The sequence below is a fragment of the Frigoribacterium sp. 9N genome, from assembly GCF_902506305.1.
Lineage (GTDB): Bacteria > Actinomycetota > Actinomycetes > Actinomycetales > Microbacteriaceae > Frigoribacterium.
The window spans coordinates 844,489-866,757 of record NZ_LR733392.1 but is presented as its reverse complement, the minus strand read 5'-3'; the positions used below and the strand labels follow the sequence as shown (position 1 = coordinate 866,757).

General features: G+C 65.5%; 17 protein-coding genes and 1 pseudogene. 12 read left to right on the top strand and 6 right to left on the bottom strand.

Annotated elements, in window-relative coordinates; all coding sequences use genetic code 11:
• The first annotated feature begins 212 nt into the window (after positions 1–212).
• Positions 213–353, top strand: a complete 141-nt coding sequence (locus ARTHRO9V_RS07130; protein ID WP_157485316.1) for a hypothetical protein — start codon at positions 213–215, stop codon at positions 351–353.
• Between the two features lie 128 nt (positions 354–481).
• Here ARTHRO9V_RS07130 and ARTHRO9V_RS07125 read toward each other — a convergent pair whose 3' ends face one another.
• Both ARTHRO9V_RS07125 and fdhA read right to left on the bottom strand, forming a co-directional pair.
• Complete coding sequence (locus tag ARTHRO9V_RS07125; RefSeq protein ID WP_159826375.1) at positions 482–2,011, bottom strand: MFS transporter; 1,530 nt, start codon at positions 2,009–2,011, stop codon at positions 482–484.
• A gap of 146 nt (positions 2,012–2,157) precedes the next feature.
• The gene (gene fdhA, locus ARTHRO9V_RS07120) at positions 2,158–3,378 is read right to left on the bottom strand and encodes a formaldehyde dehydrogenase, glutathione-independent (protein WP_056046055.1); all 1,221 of its coding nucleotides are present in this window, start codon (positions 3,376–3,378) and stop codon (positions 2,158–2,160) included.
• 329 nt (positions 3,379–3,707) lie between these two features.
• Here fdhA and ARTHRO9V_RS07115 point away from each other — a divergent pair, with 329 nt between their 5' ends.
• The 11 genes from ARTHRO9V_RS07115 to ARTHRO9V_RS07065 all read left to right on the top strand — a co-directional run bounded on the left by ARTHRO9V_RS07115 (position 3,708) and on the right by ARTHRO9V_RS07065 (position 15,801).
• Positions 3,708–5,147, top strand: coding sequence for a polysaccharide biosynthesis tyrosine autokinase (locus ARTHRO9V_RS07115; RefSeq protein WP_056046057.1), 1,440 nt, complete (start codon positions 3,708–3,710; stop codon positions 5,145–5,147).
• 8 nt (positions 5,148–5,155) lie between these two features.
• Positions 5,156–5,794 (top strand): low molecular weight phosphatase family protein, encoded by a 639-nt coding sequence (locus ARTHRO9V_RS07110; protein ID WP_159826373.1) that lies wholly within the window; start codon positions 5,156–5,158, stop codon positions 5,792–5,794.
• A complete protein-coding gene (locus ARTHRO9V_RS07105) occupies positions 5,794–6,768 on the top strand; it encodes a hypothetical protein (protein WP_056046061.1) in 975 nt (324 codons plus the stop codon). The genes ARTHRO9V_RS07110 and ARTHRO9V_RS07105 overlap by 1 nt, the downstream gene beginning before the upstream one ends.
• The gene (locus tag ARTHRO9V_RS07100; RefSeq protein WP_236556960.1) at positions 6,765–8,567 is read left to right on the top strand and encodes a nucleoside-diphosphate sugar epimerase/dehydratase; all 1,803 of its coding nucleotides are present in this window, start codon (positions 6,765–6,767) and stop codon (positions 8,565–8,567) included. The genes ARTHRO9V_RS07105 and ARTHRO9V_RS07100 overlap by 4 nt, the downstream gene beginning before the upstream one ends.
• Positions 8,564–9,697: a DegT/DnrJ/EryC1/StrS aminotransferase family protein gene (locus ARTHRO9V_RS07095; protein ID WP_201298922.1), complete on the top strand. Its 1,134-nt coding sequence runs from the start codon at positions 8,564–8,566 to the stop codon at positions 9,695–9,697. Before ARTHRO9V_RS07100 ends, ARTHRO9V_RS07095 begins: the two co-directional genes overlap by 4 nt.
• A complete protein-coding gene (locus ARTHRO9V_RS07090; protein WP_159826371.1) occupies positions 9,694–10,320 on the top strand; it encodes a sugar transferase in 627 nt (208 codons plus the stop codon). The genes ARTHRO9V_RS07095 and ARTHRO9V_RS07090 overlap by 4 nt, the downstream gene beginning before the upstream one ends.
• Positions 10,317–10,958 (top strand): acetyltransferase, encoded by a 642-nt coding sequence (locus ARTHRO9V_RS07085; RefSeq protein ID WP_159826369.1) that lies wholly within the window; start codon positions 10,317–10,319, stop codon positions 10,956–10,958. The genes ARTHRO9V_RS07090 and ARTHRO9V_RS07085 overlap by 4 nt, the downstream gene beginning before the upstream one ends.
• A complete protein-coding gene (locus tag ARTHRO9V_RS07080; RefSeq protein ID WP_159826367.1) occupies positions 10,955–12,220 on the top strand; it encodes a lipopolysaccharide biosynthesis protein in 1,266 nt (421 codons plus the stop codon). The genes ARTHRO9V_RS07085 and ARTHRO9V_RS07080 overlap by 4 nt, the downstream gene beginning before the upstream one ends.
• On the top strand, positions 12,213–13,052 hold the full coding sequence (locus ARTHRO9V_RS15990) for a glycosyltransferase family 2 protein (protein ID WP_159826365.1): 840 nt from the start codon (positions 12,213–12,215) through the stop codon (positions 13,050–13,052). Before ARTHRO9V_RS07080 ends, ARTHRO9V_RS15990 begins: the two co-directional genes overlap by 8 nt.
• A gap of 90 nt (positions 13,053–13,142) precedes the next feature.
• Positions 13,143–14,207 (top strand): acyltransferase, encoded by a 1,065-nt coding sequence (locus ARTHRO9V_RS07070; protein ID WP_159826363.1) that lies wholly within the window; start codon positions 13,143–13,145, stop codon positions 14,205–14,207.
• Positions 14,208–14,439: 232 nt separating this feature from the next.
• Positions 14,440–15,801, top strand: a complete 1,362-nt coding sequence (locus ARTHRO9V_RS07065; protein WP_159826361.1) for a hypothetical protein — start codon at positions 14,440–14,442, stop codon at positions 15,799–15,801.
• A 1,033-nt stretch (positions 15,802–16,834) separates the two neighbouring features.
• Here ARTHRO9V_RS07065 and ARTHRO9V_RS07060 read toward each other — a convergent pair.
• The 4 genes and pseudogenes from ARTHRO9V_RS07060 to ARTHRO9V_RS07045 all read right to left on the bottom strand — a co-directional run.
• Positions 16,835–18,037 carry a glycosyltransferase family 4 protein gene (locus ARTHRO9V_RS07060; RefSeq protein WP_159826359.1) on the bottom strand — a complete coding sequence of 401 codons (1,203 nt, stop codon included), beginning with the start codon at positions 18,035–18,037 and terminating at the stop codon, positions 16,835–16,837.
• A 3-nt stretch (positions 18,038–18,040) separates the two neighbouring features.
• Complete coding sequence (locus ARTHRO9V_RS07055; protein ID WP_159826357.1) at positions 18,041–19,294, bottom strand: nucleotide sugar dehydrogenase; 1,254 nt, start codon at positions 19,292–19,294, stop codon at positions 18,041–18,043.
• 107 nt (positions 19,295–19,401) lie between these two features.
• Positions 19,402–20,451: an LCP family protein gene (locus ARTHRO9V_RS07050; RefSeq protein WP_159826355.1), complete on the bottom strand. Its 1,050-nt coding sequence runs from the start codon at positions 20,449–20,451 to the stop codon at positions 19,402–19,404.
• A gap of 111 nt (positions 20,452–20,562) precedes the next feature.
• Positions 20,563–22,269 (bottom strand): annotated as a pseudogene (locus tag ARTHRO9V_RS07045) (glycoside hydrolase family 2 protein); the annotation flags it as partial.

The window sequence follows — 22,269 nt, the reverse complement described above, 5'->3', positions numbered from 1 at the left end:
TCCCTGCGACGGAGGGCGACTCAGCCCTGCGCTTATGTTCACGCAACGTGCGGACGGCTTGACTGATCACACGACGTCACCGGCTCCGCACAGGGGCACCGAGCAGCTCGGGCAGGGTCGTCAGGGGCTCCGCCGCCCGTGTCCCTGCACGGGCGGCCGGGCCTCGCCAACCGCGTCACCGACCGCGTCAACAGCCGATCGAAAGGCCCATCATGTTCGTCACGCCCGCCGTCTCCGTCTCCGCCACCACCAGCACGGTCGCCGGCTCGATCGACCCCGCCTCGATCGCCCTGCCGACCACGCGCCAGGTCGACGTCACGAGCTACGTCGTCGAGGCCTTCGCCCGCCTCTGACCCGACCGCCACCCGACGGTTCGACGCCCGACGGTCCGCCGCCCGACGATCCGCCGCCCGACGGTTCGACGACCCGGGAGGCGCGTCCCCCGGGAGGCGCGGGTCGCTTCCCCGACAGCGGTCGCCGGCTACGAGGCCGCGGCCCCCTCGCCCACGCGCCCCTTCTTGCGGGCGCGCAGGTCCATCAGCCCGAGCACGAGCGCCACGGACACCAGGGCGATCGTGACGAAGAAGCCGTTGCGGTACGCCTCGTGGTAGACGTCGAGGTTCGCCCCGTCCGCTCCCCCGGAGCCGGCGATGACCGAGTAGAACGTCGAGACCGCCGCCGCCGTGCCGATGGCCGTGCCGGCCCGCTGGCCGACCTGCCCCATCGAACCGGCGACGCCGCCCATCTCGACGGGCACCTCGGCCAGCGTCAGCGTCTGGTTGGGCGAGATGACGAAGCCGCCGCCGGTGCCGGCGATCAGCATGCCGATGCCCATGGCATAGGGCGTGATGTCGCGCGGAGTGAGCACGGCCGCGAGCAGCAGGGCGACGAAGCCCACCGCGACCAGGACCAGCCCGAGGACGACCAGGCTGCGGCCGAACCGGTCGACGAGGCGTCCGCCGTAGAACGCCGCGACGGCACTGGTCAGGGCGAACGGGATGGTGACCATGCCGGCGTAGACGGGTTCGAGGCCGAGCCCCTGCTGCAGGTACAGGGTCGTCAGCAGGAAGGTCGCGGGCAGGGCGCAGAAGTAGACCGTCGCGATCAGGGTGCCGTTGCGGTACGACGCGAGCGAGAACAGGCTGAAGTGCACGACCGGCGACTTGCCCCGGGCCTTGTAGCGCTGCTCCCACCAGACGAAGGCGGCGCCGAAACCGACGAAGCCGATCAGGAAGAGCCAGCGCAGCGGGTCGTCGCCCTGTCCCGTGGTCAGCACGAACGGCAGCATCAGGGTGAAGATCGTCAGGCCGAGCAGCACGATGCCGAACAGGTCGAGCTCGTTGTGGCCGTTGGAGGCCGTCCGCGTCTTCGGCAGCAGCTTGAGGGCGAAGAAGATGGCGATCAGGCCGAGGGGGATGTTCATCCAGAACAGCAGGCGCCAGCCGTCCTCCGGGCCGCCGATCGCGATGAGCAGGCCACCGAGGGTCGGGCCGAACGCCGTGCTGACGCCGATGATGGCGCCGAAGAAGCCGAACGCGCGACCGCGCTCCTTGCCCTGGAAGAGCTGCTGGATGAGCCCGAGCACCTGCGGCATCTGGATTCCGGCGGCGACGCCCTGCAGGATGCGCGCGGCGACGAGCAACTCGATGGTCGGCGCGAGGGCGCAGAGCAGGCTCGCGACGGTGAACGAGGTCAGGCCGATGACGAACATCATGCGGCGCGACTTGAGGTCGCCGAGTCGGCCGGACGGCACGAGCGAGAGGCCGAAGGCGAGCGCGTAGCCGGCGACGATCAGCTGCAGGGCGGTGGGGCCGGCGCCGAGCGACGCCTCGATGCTGGGCAGGCCGACGTTGACCTTCGACAGGTCGAGGATCGTCAGGGCGGCGACGCCGACGCAGACGGCGAAGGCGCGCCACTTCTGGCGTTCTTCGTCGGAGCGGGCGGCGCGGCCGGAGGCGGGGCGGGCGGCGTCGGCGCCTCCCGGGGCAGGGGTGTCGGATGTCTTCGTCATGGGATCGTTCCGTCATACACCGTGCACGGCCTGCAACGACGCGGGTGCCTGCGGAACGCGAGGGGCGCGGGGGCGCCGACCCGCGCCTCCCGGGCTCTGTCGGTCGGGGGAACCGAGAGCCGAGGAGGCGCGGGTGGCGACGACGGTCAGGCCGCCTTGATCAGGCCGTTCGGGTTGAGGACGTACTTGGTGGCCGCGCCCTGGTCGAACTCGGCGTAGCCGCGCGGGGCGTCCTCGAGGCTGATCGCCTGGGCGTGGACGTTCTTCGCGATGCTCGTGCGGTCGTGGAGGATCGCCATCATCAGCTGCCGGTTGTACTTCATCACCGGGCACTGGCCCGTGGTGAACGACAGCGACTTGGCCCAGCCGGTGCCGAGGCTGAGCGACAGCGAGCCCTTCTGCGCGGCGGCGTCGATGCCGCCCGGGTCGCCGGTGACGTAGAGCCCCGGGATGCCCATGGCGCCACCGGCCGCGGTGATGTCCATCAGCGAGTTCAGCACGGTGGCCGGTGCTTCTTCGCCCGAACCGCCTCCGTGGCCCTTGGCCTCGAAGCCGACCGCGTCGACGGCGCAGTCGACGAGGGGTTCGCCGAGGATCTGGTCGATCTGCTCGCCCGGTTCGCCCTTGGTCAGGTCGACGGTCTCGCAGCCGAAGCTGCGCGCCTGGGCGAGGCGGTCGGCGTTCATGTCGCCGACGATGACGACGCTGGCACCGAGCAGCAGGGCTCCGGTGGCGGCGGCGAGGCCGACGGGGCCGGCTCCGGCGACGTAGACGGTCGAGCCGACCTCGACGCCCGCGGTGACGGCACCGTGGAAGCCGGTCGGGAAGATGTCGGACAGCATCGCCAGGTCGAGGATCTTCTCCATGGCCTGGTCGGCGTCGGGGAACTTGAGGAGGTTCCAGTCGGCGTAGGGCACGAGCACGTACTCGGCCTGGCCGCCGACCCAGCCGCCCATGTCGACGTAGCCGTAGGCGCTGCCGGGGCGGTCGGGGTTGACGTTGAGGCAGATGCCGGTCTTGCGTTCCTTGCAGTTGCGGCACCGGCCGCAGGCGATGTTGAACGGCACCGAGACGATGTCGCCGACCTTGATGAACTCGACGTCGGGGCCGACCTCGACGACCTCGCCGGTGATCTCGTGGCCGAGCACGAGGTTCGTCGGGGCGGTGGTGCGGCCGCGGACCATGTGCTGGTCGGAACCGCAGATGTTGGTGGCGACCGTGCGCAGGATCGCGCCGTGGTTGACCTTGCGCCCGACGTTGGCCGGGTTGACGCCGGGGCCGTCCTTGAGCTCGAAGGTCGGGTAGTCGACGTCGATGACCTCGACCTGGCCGGGGCCCTTGTAGGCGACCGCGTGATTCGTTGCCATGGTGATCCTCCTTGATCACGAGCGAGCACGGGACGTGCCCGTCGTCGGCAGGCTATTGCGCGGGTCGGGCGGTGCGCCCGAATCACAGCCAGCGTTCAGGCGGACGATCAGCGACGGGTGTCGCGGTACGGCCCGGTGCACCCCCGTTCGGGGGCCACTTCGCCGGATCGGGCAACATATGTACCCCGTCTGGCCGTCCCGTGTGTGAGTATTGGTCACGGCGCAGAGTCGCGGGGAGCCATCAGGGTGCCGGGAGGCATGGTCCGTGCGACGACTGCCGGGGTGCCTGCCGCGGTGCCCGCACCCGATCAGGACAGGACCTCAGCCACGTGGAACTCCGTGACTACATCCGCATTCTCCGCAAGGGCTGGATCTTCATCGCCGCCCTCACGCTCGTCGGCCTCGCCGCCGGGGCGCTGAGCTCGATCCTGGCCACGCCGACCTACGTGTCGTCGACCCGGCTGTTCGTCTCGGTGCAGGCGCAGGACTCGTCGACCACGGTCGACGCGGTGCAGGGCAGCAGCGCGGCCCAGCAGAAGGTCCGGTCGTACGTCGACGTCGTGACGAGCGACGCGGTGCTCGACCCGGTGATCGACCAACTCGGCCTCGACACCACGGCCGCGGGCCTCGCCTCGAAGATCACGGCCGAGTCGCCCCTGAACACCGTCTTGATCAACATCACGGTCACCGACACCGACGCCCAGCGCGCGGCCGACGTCGCCAACGCGGTGGGCGCCTCCCTCACGGACGTCGTCGTCAACGAGCTCGAGACGCCGACCGGTGGAGGCGCGAGCCTGGTCAAGATCGCGACGATCGTCCCCGGGTCGGTCGCCTCGGCCCCCTCGACCCCGCGCACCACGCTGAACCTCGGCCTGGGCCTCCTGATCGGCCTCGCCCTCGGCGTCGGAGCCGCGGTGCTGCGCAGCACCCTCGACACCCGCATCCACGGCTCGCACGACGTCGAGCTCGTCACCGACGCACCGATCGTCGGTGGCATCAGCTACGACCCCGGGGCGAAGAAGCACCCGCTGATCGTGCACGTCGACCCGCGCAACCCGCGCGCCGAGTCGTTCCGCACCCTGCGGACCAACCTGCAGTTCGTCAACGTCGAGTCGGCCAGCCGCTGCTTCGTCGTCACCTCGTCGCTGCCCGGCGAGGGCAAGACGACCACGACGGCCAACCTCGCGGTGGCCCTCGCCGAGACCGGTGCCACGGTGGCCGTCGTCGACGGCGACCTCCGCCTGCCGCGCCTGGCCGACACCCTCGGGCTCGAGGGCGTCGTCGGCCTGACCGACGTGTTGATCGGTCGGGCCGACCTCCAGGACGTCCTGCAGCCTTGGGGCCGCGGCACGATGTACGTGCTGCCGGCCGGCCGCGTTCCCCCGAACCCGAGCGAGCTGCTCGGCTCGAAGGCGATGTCGTCGCTGATCGAATCGCTGACGACGTCGTTCGACTACGTGCTGATCGACGCGCCTCCGCTGCTGCCGGTGACCGACGCGGCCATCCTCAGCAAGCTGACCGGCGGGGCGATCGTCGTGTCGGCCGCGGGCCGCACGACCCGCAACGAGCTGCAGTCCGCGCTGCGCAACCTCGAGCACATCGGCAGCAAGGTGCACGGCATCGTGCTGACCATGCTGCCGACGAAGGGGCCGGACGCCTACGGCTACGGCAACTACGGGGCGTACTACGGCATGGAGCAGGACGCCCCCGAGGCAGGCGTCGGTGACCTGCCCGTGGCCCCGAAGACGAGCTCGCGCTCGGCGAAGTAGGCGGCCCCGTGTCTTTCGTGATCCCCCGCCGCACCTCGACCACCTTCTCGCTGCTGACCGTCTGCACCGGCAACATCTGCCGGTCACCCCTGGCCGAGCTGTACCTCCGCCGCGGTCTCTCGTCGTGGGACGACGTGACCGTGTCGAGCGCCGGCACCATGGCCGTCGACGACGACGTCATGCCCGACCAGGCCCGGGCCCTCGCCCGGTCCTTCGACCTGGAGCCCGACGACCACCGGGCCCGGTTCCTGTTCGAGCGCGACGTCCGCGACGCCGACCTCGTCGTGGCGCTCGCCCGCGAACACCGCCGGGCCGTCGTCTCGATGCACCCCCGCGCCAGCCGATACACGTTCACCCTGCGCGAGGCCGCCCGCCTCGCCCGCGACGTGACCGACGCCGAGCTGGTCGACGCCCTGCCCGCCGACGCGTCCACCGTGGCCGACCGACTGCGTGCGACCGTGGCCCTGCTGGCCTCCCGCCGTGGCACGGTCGAGGCACCGGACGACGCACTGGACGACGACGTCGTCGATCCCTACCGCCGGTCGGACGAGACGTTCACCGAGTCGGGTCGCCAGCTGGTGCCCGCGGCCGACGTGCTCGTCGACGTGCTGACCCGCGCCGCCGCCCTCGACGGGGGTGACCGCTGATGCCCGACGCACGCCGCAAGAGGGGCTCGCGAGCACGCGCCCGCCGCCGCCTGGCCATCATCGGGATCGGGGCCTTCGTCCTCGTCGACCTCGGACTCGTCGCCCTGGCCCTGAACCGCGAACCGTCTGGTCTGGCTGCCGACGCCGAGCCCGCCGCCACGTCGACGCCTCGCCCGGTCGAGACCGAGAGCACGCCGTCGCCCACCGCGACCCCCACCACCGCCGCCGAGGCCGTGACGCCGACGCGCCTCCTGTCGGTCGTCGACGCGGGCACCGCGTGGCGCGCGCAGGCCGCGAGCTGCACCCCCGGCACCGTCGCGTCGGCGCCCGTCGTCGAGCAGACGACGTCGGGAGGCGCCACCTGGTCGGCCACGTCGGTCGAGACCGGTGGCTCCCTCGCCGGCCTGGACCGCCTGCAGGCGACGGACGCGTCGTCGGCCTTCGTCGTCGGCCCCGCCGGGGACGACTGCGCGCCGGCGTTCGCCCAGACCTTCAGCGGGGGTGCCGAGTACCGCGACTACCCCGAGCGACTGGCGGCGTCGTGGTACGTCGCCCGGACCGCGCCCGGCACCGTTCACTCCCCCTCGGGTGACCGTGCGGCCCCGTGCCCGACCGTCGTCGACCTCGCGGTCGTGAGCGACGCCGAGGCCGGTGTGCTGTGCAGCGACCGGACGTTCTTCCGCACCGGTGACGGCGCGACCACCTGGGACGCGGGCACCGTCGTCGACGGTGCCGTCGCCGTCACCGCCGCCTCGGGCTCCTACCTCGTCGCCTCGACCGGTGCCGCCGACTGCGACGGCACGGCCGTCGTGACGCCGCCGACCGCGTCGGGCGCGGCCGCGACGACCGTGGGCTGCGCGCCGGCGTCGTCCGAGACGCCCGGAGCGATCGCGCTCTCGGCCTCGGCGGCGGCGGTCTGGCTCTGGGCCGACGACGTCGTGTCGGTGTCGACGGACGGCGGGGTGACCTGGTGATCGACCGGTTCATGGCCTCGCCGGCGCGACGGACCGCCCTGCAGGTGGGGCTCGACGCCCTCTCGTGGGTCGTCGCGATCTTCTTCGCCGTGTCGCTGCGCTACGACTTCTGGTACGGCGACGTCACCTGGTCGGCCGTCTTCGGCGTCGCCGCCGTGACGGTCGTCGTCGGGGCGGCACTCGGCTACGCGACGGGGCTCTACCGTCGCCGGTTCGTGCCGGGCAGCTTCGCCGAGGTGCGCACCATCGTCGCGGTGGTCGTCGGGACGGGCCTGATCGTCGGCATCCCCGTCCTCGCGATCGGCACGGAGATCATGTTGGCGCGCAGCACCGTGTTCATCGCCATGCCGGTCGTCTTCGTCTTCATGGGTGCCCTGCGCTACGTGGCCCGGCTCTACGTCGAGACCAAGAACCGGCCCGGCGAGAGCGCCCAACCGACGCTCATCTTCGGAGCGGGTCGTCTCGCCAACCACCTCGTCCGCCGCATGCTGACCGACCCGGCCTCGCCGTACCTCCCCGTCGGCCTGATCGACGACGACCGCACGCGGTCGAGCCTGCGCATCGAGGGCGTCCGCGTCCTCGGGACGAGACAGGACCTCGTCGCCGCCGCCGAGCGGAGCGGGGCGAAGGCGATCATCATCGGCATCGCGAAGGCCGACGCCCCCCTGCTGCAGGACGTCACCGACCGGGCCGCCGAGGCCGGACTCCGCGTGATGGTCCTCCCGCTGCTCGACGAGATCCTCGAGGGCAAGTCGCGGCTCGGCGACGTGCGCGACATCGCCATCGAGGACATCATCGGCCGTCACCCGGTCGACACGCAGGTCGAGTCGATCGCGGGCTACCTGGCGGGCAAGCGCGTCCTCGTCACGGGAGCCGGCGGGTCGATCGGCAGCGAGTTGTGCCGTCAGATCGCCAAGTTCGGCCCTGCCGAGCTGATCATGCTCGACCGTGACGAGACCGGCCTGCAGCAGTCGCAGCTGTCGATCTCGGGCAACGGCCTGCTCGACACCAAGGAGGTCGTGCTGGCCGACATCAGGGACCCGGAGGCGCTGCGAGCGATCTTCGAGGACCGTCGACCCGAGGTGGTCTTCCATGCGGCGGCGCTGAAGCACCTGCCGATGCTCGAGCAGTACCCCGACGAGGCGTGGAAGACGAACGTGCTCGGCACCCAGAACGTGCTCGACGCGAGCAAGGCCGTCGGGGTGACGACGTTCGTCAACATCTCGACCGACAAGGCGGCGAACCCGACGAGCGTGCTCGGGCACTCGAAGCGCCTGGCCGAACGGCTCACGGCCTGGACCGCCGACGAGACCGGTGCCCGCTACCTGTCGGTGCGGTTCGGCAACGTGCTGGGCAGCCGCGGGTCGATGCTGCCGGTGTTCACCTCGCTGATCGAGGCCGGTGGCCCGCTGACGATCACGCACCCCGACGTGACGCGGTTCTTCATGACCATCCCCGAGGCGTGCCACCTCGTGGTGCAGGCGGGCGGGATCGGCTCGCCCAGCGAGGTGCTCATCCTCGACATGGGCGAGCCCGTGCGCATCCTCGACATCGCCGAACGCATGATCGCCATGTCGGGCCGGGACATCGGCATCGTCTACACGGGCCTGCGCGAGGGCGAGAAGATGCACGAGGAGCTCGTCGGCCTCGGCGAGAGCGACAACCGGCCCGTGCACCCGAAGATCTCGCACACCACCGTGCCCGCGCTGCACCCGTCGCAGCTCGAGGGCGTGCACGCCCACGTGGGCCCGTGGACGGCGGAGCTCGCCCTCGACCCGAAACAGGAAGTCCCCGAGTGACCGAACGGATCTACATGAGCTCGCCCGACGTGGGCGAGCTCGAACAGCAATACGTCCTGGCGGCCATGGCGGGCGGTTGGATCGCGCCCCTGGGGCCCGACGTCGACGCCTTCGAGCGCGACGTCGCGGAGCGGGTCGGGGTCGGGCACGGCGTCGCCCTCAGTTCGGGCACATCGGCCCTGCACGTCGCTCTCGTCGCCTGGGGCGTGGGGCCGGGCGACGTCGTGCCCACGTCGTCGATGACCTTCGCCGCGACGGCGAACGCCATCGCATACACGGGCGCCGAGCCGTACTTCGTCGACTGTGACCCCGAGACCGGCAACATGGACCCCGGCCTGCTCGCCAGCGTTCTCGACGAGCTCATGGCCTCGGGCGAACGAGTGGGCGCGGTCGTGCCCGTCGACCTGCTCGGCAAGGCCGTCGACTACACCGCCATCACCGAGCTCACCGATCGACACGGCGTCCGACTGCTCGCCGACGCAGCGGAGTCGCTCGGCGCATCCCATCGAGGACGTGCCGCTGGGTCGTTCGGTGATGCGTCCGTGGTCTCTTTCAACGGCAACAAGATCATGACGACGTCGGGCGGCGGCATGTTGCTGACCGACGACGGCGACCTGGCACAGCGCGTGCGCTACCTGTCGACGCAGGCCCGACAGCCCGTCGCCCATTACGAGCACACCGAGATCGGCTACAACTACCGTCTCAGCAACCTCTTGGCGGCCCTTGGGCGCGCACAGCTGACCCGGCTCGACGAGATGATCGCCCGGCGCCGCGAGATGCGTGAGCTGTACGCCTCGGTCTTCGCCGGGGTCGAGGGTGTCGAGATCTTCGGTCGCGACGGAGACGAACTCGACAACGTCTGGCTGACGTCGATCCTCGTCGACCGTTCGGTCACCGGATGGGCGCCTGCCGATCTGTCGGCCTGGTTGGCCGTGGTGCAGATCGAGTCGCGACCGTTGTGGAAGCCCATGCACCTGCAGCCGGTCTTCGCGTCGGCTCGTGCGCGGGTGACGGGCGCCTCAGAGCGACTTTTCGAGCGCGGGCTGACGTTGCCGAGCGGTTCGGCTCTCGACGCCGGGCAGCGGGAACGCGTCCACGCCCGCATCCAGTCCTTCTTGGACGCCGCATGAAGGCAGGGCTCGCGGATCGAATCGCCAAGCGGGCGCTCGACGTCGCCGTCGCCGGTGTCGGGCTGCTCGTCACCGCCCCCGTCCAACTCGTGTTGGCCGCCGTCATCGCCCGACGCCTGGGGCGGCCGGTGCTGTTCGTCCAGGCGCGCCCGGGCAAGGGTGCCAAGGTATTCCACCTCGTCAAGTTCCGCACCATGTTGCCCGTCGACGAGTCTCGCGGCCTGGTGACGGACGAGGACCGCATGACCGCTTTCGGAGCCACCCTGCGCTCGACGAGCCTCGACGAACTGCCCACGTTGTGGAACGTCCTGCGGGGCGACATGAGCCTCGTCGGGCCGCGCCCCTTGCTCGTTCGCTATCTAGATCGTTACTCGCCCCGGCAAGCGCATCGCCACGATGTGCGCCCGGGCGTCACGGGCCTCGCTCAGATCAGCGGACGCAACGCCATCTCGTGGGACGCCAAGCTCGAGCTCGACGTCCAGTACGTCCAAACGAAATCCTTCGTCGGCGACCTGCGCATCCTGGCCCTCACGGCCATTAAGGTTGTCCGTCGTCAAGACATCACTGAAGCTGGTTCCGCAACGGTGAGCGAGTTTCACGGCTCGGGGTTCGGGTCATCATGACGACGAACCTCATTGTCGTAGGGGCTGGTGGCTTCGGTCGTGAAACCCTTGACGTTGTTGAAGCCATTGGACTTACCGAGCCCGGCAGAATCCGTTTGCTAGGCGTTGTCGACGATGCCCCGACAGACCAGAACGTCGGGCTTCTGACTGCTCGAGGCATTCCTCTGCTCGGCAAGCTCGATGTATTGATGACGCAGCCGCAGGAAGTCAGGTACCTCATCGGAATTGGTTCTCCGCCGGTGAGGGCAGCTGTCGCGGAACGTCTCGACAAATCGCAGCGCGATGCCTTCATTGCCATTCATCCCGCCGCAACGGTCGGCTCCATGAGCCGTATAGGGCCTGGATCGGTGATCTGTGCCGGCGCTCAGATCTCGACCAACGTCACCTTGGGTCGCCACACGCACGTCAATGCGGGCAGCCTCATCGGACATGACACCCGCCTGCAAGACTGGGTCTCGATCAATCCCGGCGCTGTGGTGAGCGGCGACGTGCACATTGGGCCCCGAACCCTCGTAGGCGCCAACGCGACGATCCTCCAGGGACTGTCCTTGGCACGGGATGTCGTTGTCGGTGCATCGGCCTGCGTCGTCCGCGACGTCCCGAGCGGCGTGACTGTAAAGGGTGTTCCGGCCCGATGACCGACCGATCACCAGCTATTGGTCGACGAAGCCTAGTTGCCTACGGCGCCGGCAAGGTCATTCCCGGGATTCTGCTCTTCTTGGCCGTTCCCCTTTGGACCAGAACTTTCGGATCCGAGCAATACGGCTTTTATTCAATCGCTTGGAGCGTCGCCCTTTTCTCGGGGTCCCTTTTCACTGGGTGGATTCGCCAGGCCCTTCTCAGGCATACGGGCAATGACGCTGCAACACTGCAGTCCTTGCCGCGCTGGACGATCCCGACTTCGAGCCTCTTTTCATCGTTGCCAGTCGCCGCTCTCGTCTTCCTACAGCTTCAGACCGTAGGAGACCCAGCTCCATTCGTCATCTCAGCAATTTTTTTCGCGGTGATCAACTCGACATATACCGTATACCAGGCGGCAGCCCAGCGAGAAGGCCGTTCAGGGACGTACACGCTCGCTGAGGTCTTCAGGGTTGGCGTGGCCGTTCTAGCCAGTCTTCTCATTCACGCCTCGGGAGGTGTCGAGGGCGGAACATCCATTCTGATCGGTTTCTGCCTAAGCACATCGGGCGCAATGGGCCTGCTCAGGTGGCGACGCACAGCCGCCCCTGCCCGTTTGACTCGCACGCGGGAGACCCCAACAGGCCATGTAGCCCTGGCGACATTCTGGCGCTACGGCTGGCCCATGGCGATCTGGCTGGCAGCGTCTTCGCTTCTGCTGTATCAAGACCGAGTCATCATTGGATCGATTCTAGGCGCTTCAGCGGCCGGAGAATACGCTGCCGCCTCGGACGTAATCGTCCGGGGATTCGCCATGGTGAGCTTTCCTCTAACCATGGTCAGTCACCCACTCATCATGGGCGCCTGGAACCGCGGAGAGGCGGCAACCGCGATAGAAATTAATCGCACCTTCAAGCGATATTTGATATGGATTTCAATCATCATCGTCGTCGCTGGCTGCGCGTTCGGTCGGGTGCTGCTTGAGCTGATCCTAGGAATACGCATCAACGACCCCCTTCTTGTTCCATTGCTACTTGTCGGAGCCGCTCTTTGGCAGCTCGGTTTGATGACACATAAAGAGCTTGAAGTCGAGAACAGGACCCGGCTCATGGCAATTTTGATCGTCTCAATCTCAGTGCTTAGCGCCATCGCGAACGTCCTATTTACGGGCCGGGCAGGCGTCGTCGGGCCCGCCGCGGTCTTCGCCTCTGGCGCGGCGGCATACACATTGACCACGCACTGCCTCGGTACTCGCCTTCGGAGAGGGAGCCAGCTTGTCTAGCCCTGCTATTTCAATCATCGCCGTTTCTTACTTCGGATCAGCTGATGCGGGACTCCTTGTCGATTCGGTTCTCACTCAGGACTTCGACAGCTGGCGTCTATTCATTGTCGACAATTCTGGAAGTGACGACGAACAGCAAAGCCTGCTGCTTATATCGAGCCGAGACCGAAGAATCGAGATCGTCTCGCCAGGTAGCAACCTCGGCTACTTCGGTGCGGCCCAATACGCCTTTGACAGGATGAAGGGGACGGAGGACGTCGTCGTAATGAACACCGACATCGTCTTCGGGAGTCCCACAGTTCTTCGGCAGCTCAGAGACGAATCGATCAGCCGACAAAGCGTCGGGGTGCTAGCACCTGCCATTATGAGCGATCGGACGAACAGTGATCAAAATCCGCATCTAGTCTCGCGACCCTCGGTGCGGGCAGCAACTAGAAGACGCTGGGCAACGGCCACGCCTTGGCTCGCTCAAATGGCTCTGTTCGTTTCATCTGCGAGAAAACGGCGCAAACCATCCTCGCGAACTACCCCCAAGGAGCCGAGAACCATATATGCGGCCCACGGGTCCTTTATGTACCTCACGCGGAGGTTTTTCGAAACATCAGGCGATTTCCGTCATCCACTTTTTCTATTTGGCGAGGAAGTCTATATCGCCGAGCACGCCCGCAAAGTCGGCCTCAAGACCGTCCACATCCCAGCCATAACAATGAGACATGTCGAGCACGGCACGATGGGAATCCGACGGTCCCGGTCTCTTCTTCGTATGTCAGGAGAAGCGACGCGATTTGCACTGCAGGCGGCCAAGAATGCAAATAAGGCTGCCGGCAATTAAAATAAGATTCTTGCAATCCACGCTCTCGTTTCATATCCACTATGCAACTACGTAATTGCACTAAGTTTCTTAACGACAAGGATCGACCCCATGGAACGCGAACTGAACGCTCGGTCCTTGGCTCGGGTTTTCAACCCGAAAGCCAACTCGCTAAACGCGATCCGTTTGGCCCTGGCAACGGTCGTTATTTTGTCCCATTCGTGGCCCGTCACTGGCGCCGGAGAGGATCCTTTACTAGGCGGCCAGGATTGGGGCGATTGGGCAGTAGGCGGCTTCTTTGCAATATCTGGTTACCTGATAACCGCCAGTCGCGATTCCACCGCGCAACTCCGGGTCTTCGCATGGAAACGATTCCTGAGAATATATCCAGGTTTTTTCTGTGCCTTGCTTGCCGTTGCATTTATCGCAGCTCCCCTTTCGACGGTGTTCACGGGTGAACCTTGGCGGGCCACAGACTCCTTTACCTACGTGTGGCGAAACCTGACACTGCTCATAACCACTCCCGGTATCGGGTCGACCCTTACAGACTCGCCCGTGGCAAACTCTTGGAACAATCCCCTCTGGACCCTCGCTTACGAAACGGCCTGTTACGCTCTCATCGGGGTAACTTTCACGGTCATTCCACCTAAATTGCGACTTGCTACGGTGATAGTGACTGGCGTCGCATGCTCGATCTTCCTAGTTCTAGCTTCGGGCGGCCTTATATCCATACCCGTTGTCGTCATAAAGGGCTTACAACTTGGCTCATACTTCGCTGCCGGCGCCTTCCTCTACCTAGGCCGGTCGAGGATTACCATGCGTTGGCCCCTCCTTCTTCCCGTCGCAGTCTTCCTCGGAATCACAATCGTACTCAAAATAGACGCGATCTTTGCCCCCCTTCCATTGGCGCTGCTGCTCATGTGGACTGGAGTCAAGCTGCCGCTCCAGTGGCTTGGCGCCCGCAACGACCTCAGTTACGGCACGTACATCTACGGCTTTCCCGTTCAGCAGTTGATCCATATCGCTCTGCCATCAATCAACGAGCCTCTTCTATTTGCCCTTATGTCTGTCGTGTTGACCATTCCCCTCGCGTGGCTGTCGTATCGTTTCGTCGAGCGGCCAGCATTAAAGTATAAAACTTTACGGATTACCCGACTCAGAGAGAAAGCTGGCTAACTCCGCCCATGCCGTCGACTGAAAAAGGTAGTGGAATGAAGTCGTCGTTCGAGCCATTCAAAGCCGCAGCTGCATCGTAGCTGTCGGTCTAAATACGCGAATCAAGAAATCATGGGCAGTGACTACCACAGGTCAGCAATCGGAGCCAGAAATCAAATGCATGAACTATTCGGCAGTTTAAATCACGTCTCATAGGATGAACATTATGGGTTCTAATAGAAACCAATACCGCATGGCGGGCAACCGCACGGCGGGCAGCCGCACCGCGGCTTTTCTTCTGTTCGCCTTTGTGCTCGTAGTTGCCATCAGCCCCAGGATTCGCTTAATTGGCGGTGAGACGACAGCAGACATACGTCTCCAAGACCTGCTCCTTATCCCGGTAGTGGCGTACCTGTTCATCGCCCGGCGCAAAGACTCTTCTCGCCCTATTAGAGCGGTGACGCGTTGGCTTGTCCCCGTTGTCGCTCTCCTCGCCGGCTTGGTTACGGCTGCGTCCATCATCCTCATGCCCGAAATTTCGCTAGTTCGCCGAGTAGCCTTTTACGGGCGGGGCATGGAGCTCTTCGTTATAGCTGCTTCGATCGCTGGCCTGTGGCTTCGGGCTGACGAGCGAGCGTTGCCATCACTATCGCGGTCCGTTTATGTGGGTGCAGGACTGAACATGATTTGGGTGGCATACCAATTCGCAACCGGCACGGTCGGGACGTTGCTCGGCAACGCAGTGAGTGAAACTGTGGAGTCTTACGGGCCGAAACTCGTTGGTGAACCGTCCGCCTTCGGAACTGGACAATATTTTGCTGCGGTCGCAGCATTTGGCATCGCGCAACTTCGCGTTCGGGCCGGCAACCGTCCTGGGGCCATTGCGCTGCTTGCCGTTGGTGCCCTGGGAGCCTACCTTGCCAACTCCCGCATCAGTCTTGGCGCAATTCTACTGGCGGCGCTGCTACTTTTCGTTCTTGGCCGGGGACGCGCCCTCTTGAACCCTTTCGCAGTCACCATCACCGCACTCATAGGCGCGGTTGGGGCCTTACTTATCATTCCGCACTTGTCCGGTCGTCTCAGCGCCAACGGTATTGAGGCCGGCGTCGGTGTTCGCGCCAACGGCATCTGGGACGTAGCTTGGAGAGCTTCTCTTCAAAACCCTCTTCTCGGAGTCGGACCTGGCGGACTCGTCGCCCCTTTACCGATCGAGGCCCATAATATCTATATAAGGGCAGTTGCTGACTACGGCCTCATAGTTGGACCGTTATTCATCACGGTCTTTGTAGTTGCACTCGTAGTAGCCCTTCGACAACTTCGAGAGCCAGGCGTACCAGACACCATCGCTGTCGTAAGCAACTGGGCATTCTTTGTTCTGCTCTCCGTTTTGGTTTCTGGAACGGTCCAGGACGCACTCACCGGCGTAATGTCGTCCCACCTCGCAGCGATCGCGTTCGGTGTCTTCGCAGCGGCATCCGTCTCGCGACATCGTGACCCAGCAATACCGAACGTGCGGCAACAGCGACGCGGGCGCGTGCTGAACCAACACTGGAACCATGCCAGTTGCGCGCCTTGCCTCGCTCGAGACCACCACCAAGCCAAGGCGCACGAATAGACATTCCTGTTCAGGCAGAAACCTGGGTAAAACAACGACTAGAACGGGCTTACGCCAGCACCGGAGTCCGCGTCTCGGAAGGTTCTTGCACCCCTGCCAAGTCTCCGACGCGAATACTTTTCCCTGATCGGGAGAGATAAAGCTTGTCATCATCCGTCCTACGCTCAGTTATCTGGGCGAGCGACAGCTGGTTGGCCTGGTCGACTGAGAACGGTCGAAGCACGAGGTCGTCGTGCATTGGCGGTCCGGTCTTGCTTGTCAGCCCGGGCTCTTTGGCAAGCAGGGGATAGTGTCCCTGAACCGAACGGAATACCCACATTTGTGGCCCAAATGCTGTGACACGATGGTCGGCGATTCCGTCGGACACCAACTAGTATCCGGGCTCGGACTCGGAAGACGGATGTTTCACGCCAGGTTTGTCAGGCAGGTGTTGTACGAGTCCCATTGCGAGTCGGGGACTCGGCGCGACGTGTTGTATATCGGGGACGAGGAACCTGAGCGCGCATCACCCTGCCAGTAGCCGCTGGCGGGAGGTTTCCGAAACTACTTTCACGGGGACCCCTCAGGGCCAAGGCCCCGAACCAGCAGGTAGACCATTTTGGGGCGGCTCCCCGGCGGAAAGCTCCGGGCCCACCGAAGACGCTCGTACTCCTGCTCAAGCAACTAACGGCGCTGTTCCGGATCACGACGCTCCGCTGCGTCGGCCTGCTTCGGACCAGGCACCGCATTCTCTTCTCCCCCGGCACGCTTGAGCCAATTGGTCGGCATGCCCGCGCTGAACCCGAACTCTCGCGCGAATAAACGGGCAGCGCATCATGCTTCGGCGCGAGGTGAACAAAGGCCTGCCGAAAGTTTTACATCGAGGATGCGGACCCGGACGCCATCCCTGTAGGCGGGCTAAATCCTCATAAGCTAGATGATTTAGGAGCCTCAGCAGGGTTTCCTCACTAAGGATGAACATTGACCGGCAACTCCACCACTTGCACGCTGGTGCCGGCCCAAGAACGCGACAAGACCACCGGCTGTGCCGTCGTCAAGGATTTGTCACAATATCAACGAATGATCGCGATAAAACTTCCAATGAGTATTTTTCGATTGCAAGTTTGAAAGCGGCTTCTCCTGCCCGCTTGATCGAAGCTTCATCTTCCAATATTCCATCGAGTTGTTCGACCGCCTTACGGGCGTTGCGCGAAAGCTCCCACCCAGCTCCGCGCTCGTGGAGGACGTCTGCTTGCCATCCGCCATGGTTCACCAGCATGGGGCGTCCTGAAGCCAACGTGTCGAAGAACTTGTTCGCACTGTTGTGCTCAAGGGCCTCGACGTCGATCACCCACGAACTGCCAAAGGTCGCACGAGCCAACAGCCCAGGCAACGCGGCCTTCGGCACGGGAGGAAGCGCGAAGAAGCTCTTGTTCAGGACGCCATAGCGACGCGCGTACTGGATGACCTCGTCAAATTGGACCCCCGTGCCCACGGCCACGAATGCGATGTCTGACTCTTGCCGAACCGCCTCGATCGCGAGATCTACCATGTAGTGAAGACCATTGACCCGCCCGAAGGTACCGCAATACAGGGCAATTGGACGTCGGCCTAGGGCTGGAATGTCGTCCAAGACCGTCTTTTGAGCTGAGTCGACCGCCTGGAAAGTCTCGATGTCGGCGATGTTGGGGACTACCGCGAGTTTCTGCCGCTCGCCACCTGCTCGGGCAACCCCATCGGCCATGCCATGAGACAGGGCGATGATCCGGTCAGCGCGATCGTACGTCCGTCGCTCGAGCCAACGGGCCGCCCTAACCATGAAGGGATTCTTCAAATAGCCCATGGCAATCGGTACCTCGGGCCAGAGATCCCGTACCTCGAATACAAATCGCGCGTGTCGTCGACCGGCGACTGCCCACATGGCTGGTATCGCGATCGTCAGCGGCGTGCTCGTGGCAACCACGACATCGGCCCGCAATCGCCGAGCAAGCTTGGCGGAAGAAAGAGCGAAGTGAATGAAGGCGACGACGCGTCTCGATACGCCCATGGTGTTGTCGTAAGCCACGGCAATCCTATGAACGTCGATCCCGTCAACGACCTCATGGCTCGTGCCCAGACGGCCTGCGGGAGCGGTGTCGGATGTGACGACATGAACGTCGTGACCGCGCGACGTGAGCGCTCTTGCAAAGTGATATGAACGGACTCCACCGTTTTCTTTCGGCGTCTTGAAATACTGGTGCAGATAAACGATCTTCATGTGTCAGAGCGTCTCGATGTTGCGGCCGGCAACGACGTGGCGGGCATCGAAGACGGGCACGTGCGACGAGGTCAAGGCTTCGAGATCGACATCGGCATGATTTGTCAGCACGATGACGAGATCCGCACCATCCTGGGCATCCGCTAGCGAGTCCACACGGACCACTCCGGACGGCCAGCGGTGTTCCTCGACGTGTGAATCTAGCCCCCGAATTTCAGCGCCCAATTCGTCCAGCAATTCAATGACTCGGGCTGACGGGGCTTCTCGGATGTCACCCGTGTTCGGTTTGTACGCAAGCCCGACGAGCGAGATGCGCGCGCCCCGAACCGCCTTTGAGCGGTCATTCAACATTGTCATGGCTCGCTGCACGACGTAGTCGGGCATGTGGTCGTTCACGTCATTCGCCAATTCGACGAAGCGAAAGCTTTTGCCCAGCTGCTTGCGCACCTGCCACGACAAGTAGCTTGGGTCCACAGGCAGGCAGTGTCCACCCACGCCGGGCCCCGGGGTGAACTTCATGAAGCCGAAGGGCTTGGATGACGCCGCCTCGATACTTTCCCAGACGTCTACCCCCAGCTGGTGGGCGAAGATCGCGAGCTCGTTCACCAGCGCGATGTTGACATGGCGGAAGGTGTTCTCGAGCAACTTCGTCAGCTCAGCTTCCTTGGTGCCCGATACAGGCACTGTTGTCTCGACGAGCTCGTCGTAAAAACCTTGCACTCTCAGCAGCGAAGCCGCGTCCATGCCCGAGACGACCTTGGGCGTCTCGCGAAAGCCCCACGTCTTGTTGCCGGGGTCAATGCGCTCCGGGCTATAGCCCACGAAAAAATCAACGCCAGCGGTCAGACCCGACCCAGCTTCGAGGATCGGCACGAGCAGTTCGTCGGTTGTGCCGGGGTAGGTGGTTGACTCCAGCACAACAGTGGTCCCAATGCGCACGTAGGGGGCCAACGACGCGGCCGACTGCTCGATGAAGCTCAAGTCCGGCAGTGAGTCGCGCAGTGGGGTCGGCACGGTGATGACCGCGACGTCAAAACCTTCGGTGTCGCTGTAGTCCATGGTCGCGAGGTACCGACCGCTTGCAGCCGCCTCAGCGAGGGCTTCGTCCGAGATGTCGTCGACGTACGACGAGCCGGACTTGAGCAGCCCGATGCGGTTGCTGTCGAGATCGATGCCCACAACGTCATGGCCGACCTCTACGGACCTCATGGCGACGGGCAGCCCGACGTAACCCTGACCTACGACGACTGTCTTCATTGATTGTTTGCTCTCTGTAGAGGCAGCTACGCGGGTACAGCTGCGCAGACGCGGGTTGAGGGTTGAGGGTTAGGCGTTCGGGGTTGAGGCGCCCACATCTGTTTGCGCTACTGGGCGACTGGCAGGGTGTTCAACGAGTCATTGGCCAGCGCGGCCCTAACGGCGTCGAGGCCGGGTTGGTCGACGTTAACGATCGACTGACCGCCGACCGAGCCGGTGCCGGCCGTCGGGACGGTGAAGAAGTGCAGGCTCGACGGGTTGATCGACCGCAGGCTGGCGCCGAGAGACGCGATCGTGCCGACGTCGAACTCTTTGTCGACGGTCAGGTACGGCGACATGGCCGTCACGAAGGCCGACACCTTGCCCGGGTCGGTCAACGTCGATCGGCTCAGAACGGTGTTCGCCAGACCCTTGACAAACGCCTGCTGGTTCTTGACGCGCGTGAAGTCGGCGTCGGCGAACGCGTAGCGCTCACGAACGAAGGCAAGAGCAGCGTCACCCTCAAGTTTGTTCGCGCCGGCCACGTACGAGAACTGACCCGCGCTGAACGCCTGCGGCGAGAACACGTCGACCCCGCCCAGCGCCGTCGTCATGCCCTTGAAGCCCTCGAAGTCGATGATGGCCACGTGGTCGATGCGGACGCCGAGCAGCTGCTCGACCGTCTGGACTGTCAGGGGTGAACCGCCGTAGGCGAAGGCGGCGTTGATCTTGTTCGAGCCGTGGCCGGGGATCGGCACGTAGAGGTCGCGCATGATCGACATCACGTAGACGTTCTCGCGGTCGGCGTCGACGTGCACGAGCATCATCGAGTCGGTCCGCTGGTCCGACGACGACGGATCGTCGATGGTCGTCGCGTCGGCCCGGGAGTCCGAACCCATCAACAGGATGTTCATCGCCCCGTCGGGTGCCGGCGCCGGACGCGTCGACTCCTCGGGGAAGGCCTGCTCGATCTTCGTCGCGTTGTCGTTGAACGAGTTCGCCAGCCGGGACGCGTAGACGCCGCCCACGACCCCGACGATCACGATGACCCCCACCAGCACCGACGCCAGCGTGATCAGAGCGATGACCGGCTTCGAACGACGCCGCCCGCGCTTCTTCTCCGGCGTCGGCTCGCCACCGTCGCCCTCGTCCGGCGTCAGCGTGAAGATGTCGCTCATGCGGCTCGCTCCCCTAGCACTCGGTCACGGATCTCGGCCACAGCGCACCTGACTATAACAAGGAGCCGACGATTCCTCGCCGGACTCCCCCGCCCCGGACGACGGCCTCCCTCACCCGACCAACTCGTTCGCGGTACGCAACACCCGTTGCGCGACGAACTCCTCCCCCACGCCCACCACCTCGGACGCCACCGTGAACACGGCCGCCTCGCCCGGCAGCAGCGTCACGAGCATCTCGTCCACCGTCGCGGCAGGGTCGACCTTGTCGACGAGCAGGGCCAGGTCGCGTACGAGCGAACCCGCCGTCACCTCGACCCGGTAGCCCGATCCCTCGGCCAGCGCGGTCACCGACGTCGACAGCGACGCCGCGGCGAGCGCCGAGTCCCGCGGCTCGACCGGGAACCACAGCCCGCGGGCCACCCCGTCCACCGACGCCACGAGCAGCTCCGACTCCGGAGCGCCGAACGCCGCCACGGCCGGGGGCACCGGCACGGTCACCGTGTCGCGGGCCGCCACCGTGAGCGACACCTGCTCCGAGGCGAGGACGCGACCGTCGTACGCGACGCGACGCACCGTGAGCGGGCCGGCCAGCGCCTCCTCGGTGTCGTTGACCACGACCACCGCGAGGCCGCCGTCCCGGGGCTGGATCGTCACGAGCCGGTCGGCGAACGCGTGCCGCATCGCGTAGAGCAGCGGCTTGCGCTGCCCGTCGCCGTCGACGGCGGCCCACGACGTCACCGGCCAGCAGTCGTTGATCTGCCACACCACGGCTCCCCTGCACCGCGGGGCGTGCGAGCGGAAGTGCTCGAGCGCCACCTGCACCGCGTTCGCCTGGTTCAGCTGCATCGCCCAGTGCCACGCCTCGATCTCGTCGGGCAGCCGGTAGTGCGCCAGCAGGCCGTCGGTCAGCTTGTCGTTGCCCTGCATGGCCTTCTGGTGCACGATCATGCCGGGCGACTCGGGCGTCAGCGGCTCGTCGTGGATCGCCCGGGTCATCGCCGACCAGGTGGGCGGCCCCTGCCAGCCGAACTCGGCCACGAAGCGCGGCACGACGTCGCGGTACGTCGGGTAGTCCTTGCGGTTCCACTGCTCCCACAGGTGGACCGACCCGTGGTCGGGGTCGCTCTGCGCCACGTCGAGGCTGCCCGACCAGGGGCTGCCCGCTGCGTACGGACGCCCCGGGTCGAGCTCGCCCACCAGCGCCGGCAGCAGGTCGAGGTAGTAGCCCAGCCCCCAGGTCGCCCCGTCGAGCCGGCGCTCCCAGCCCCACTCGTCGTGGCCCCAGATGTTCTCGTTGTTGCCCGTCCACAGCACCAGGCTCGGGTGGGTCATGAGCCGCGTCACGTTGTCGCGCACCTCGGCCTCGACCTCGCCGCGCAGCGGGTCCTCCTCCGCGTAGGCGGCACAGGCGAAGAGGAAGTCCTGCCAGGTGAGCATGCCGCGCTCGTCACACAGCTCGTAGAAGTCGTCGGACTCGAAGATGCCGCCACCCCACACCCGCAGCAGGTTCACGTTGCCGAACTCGGCCTGCTCGATGCGCTCCCGGTAGCGGTCGCGTCCGATGCGGTGCGGGAACGCGTCGTCGGGGATACAGTTCGCCCCCTTGATCCACAGCGGCTCACCGTTCACCACCACCGTGAAGCTCGTGCCGATGTCGTCGGGCTCGACCCGCACCTCGACGGTGCGGAACCCGATCCGCGACGACCACTCGTCGAGCACGTCGCCGGCCGTCTCCCCGTCAGCCGAGGAGGCGCGGGTCCCGTCGACCCCGTCGCCGTCATCCCCCGAGGAGGCGCGGCCCGCGTCCCCGTCCCCTCC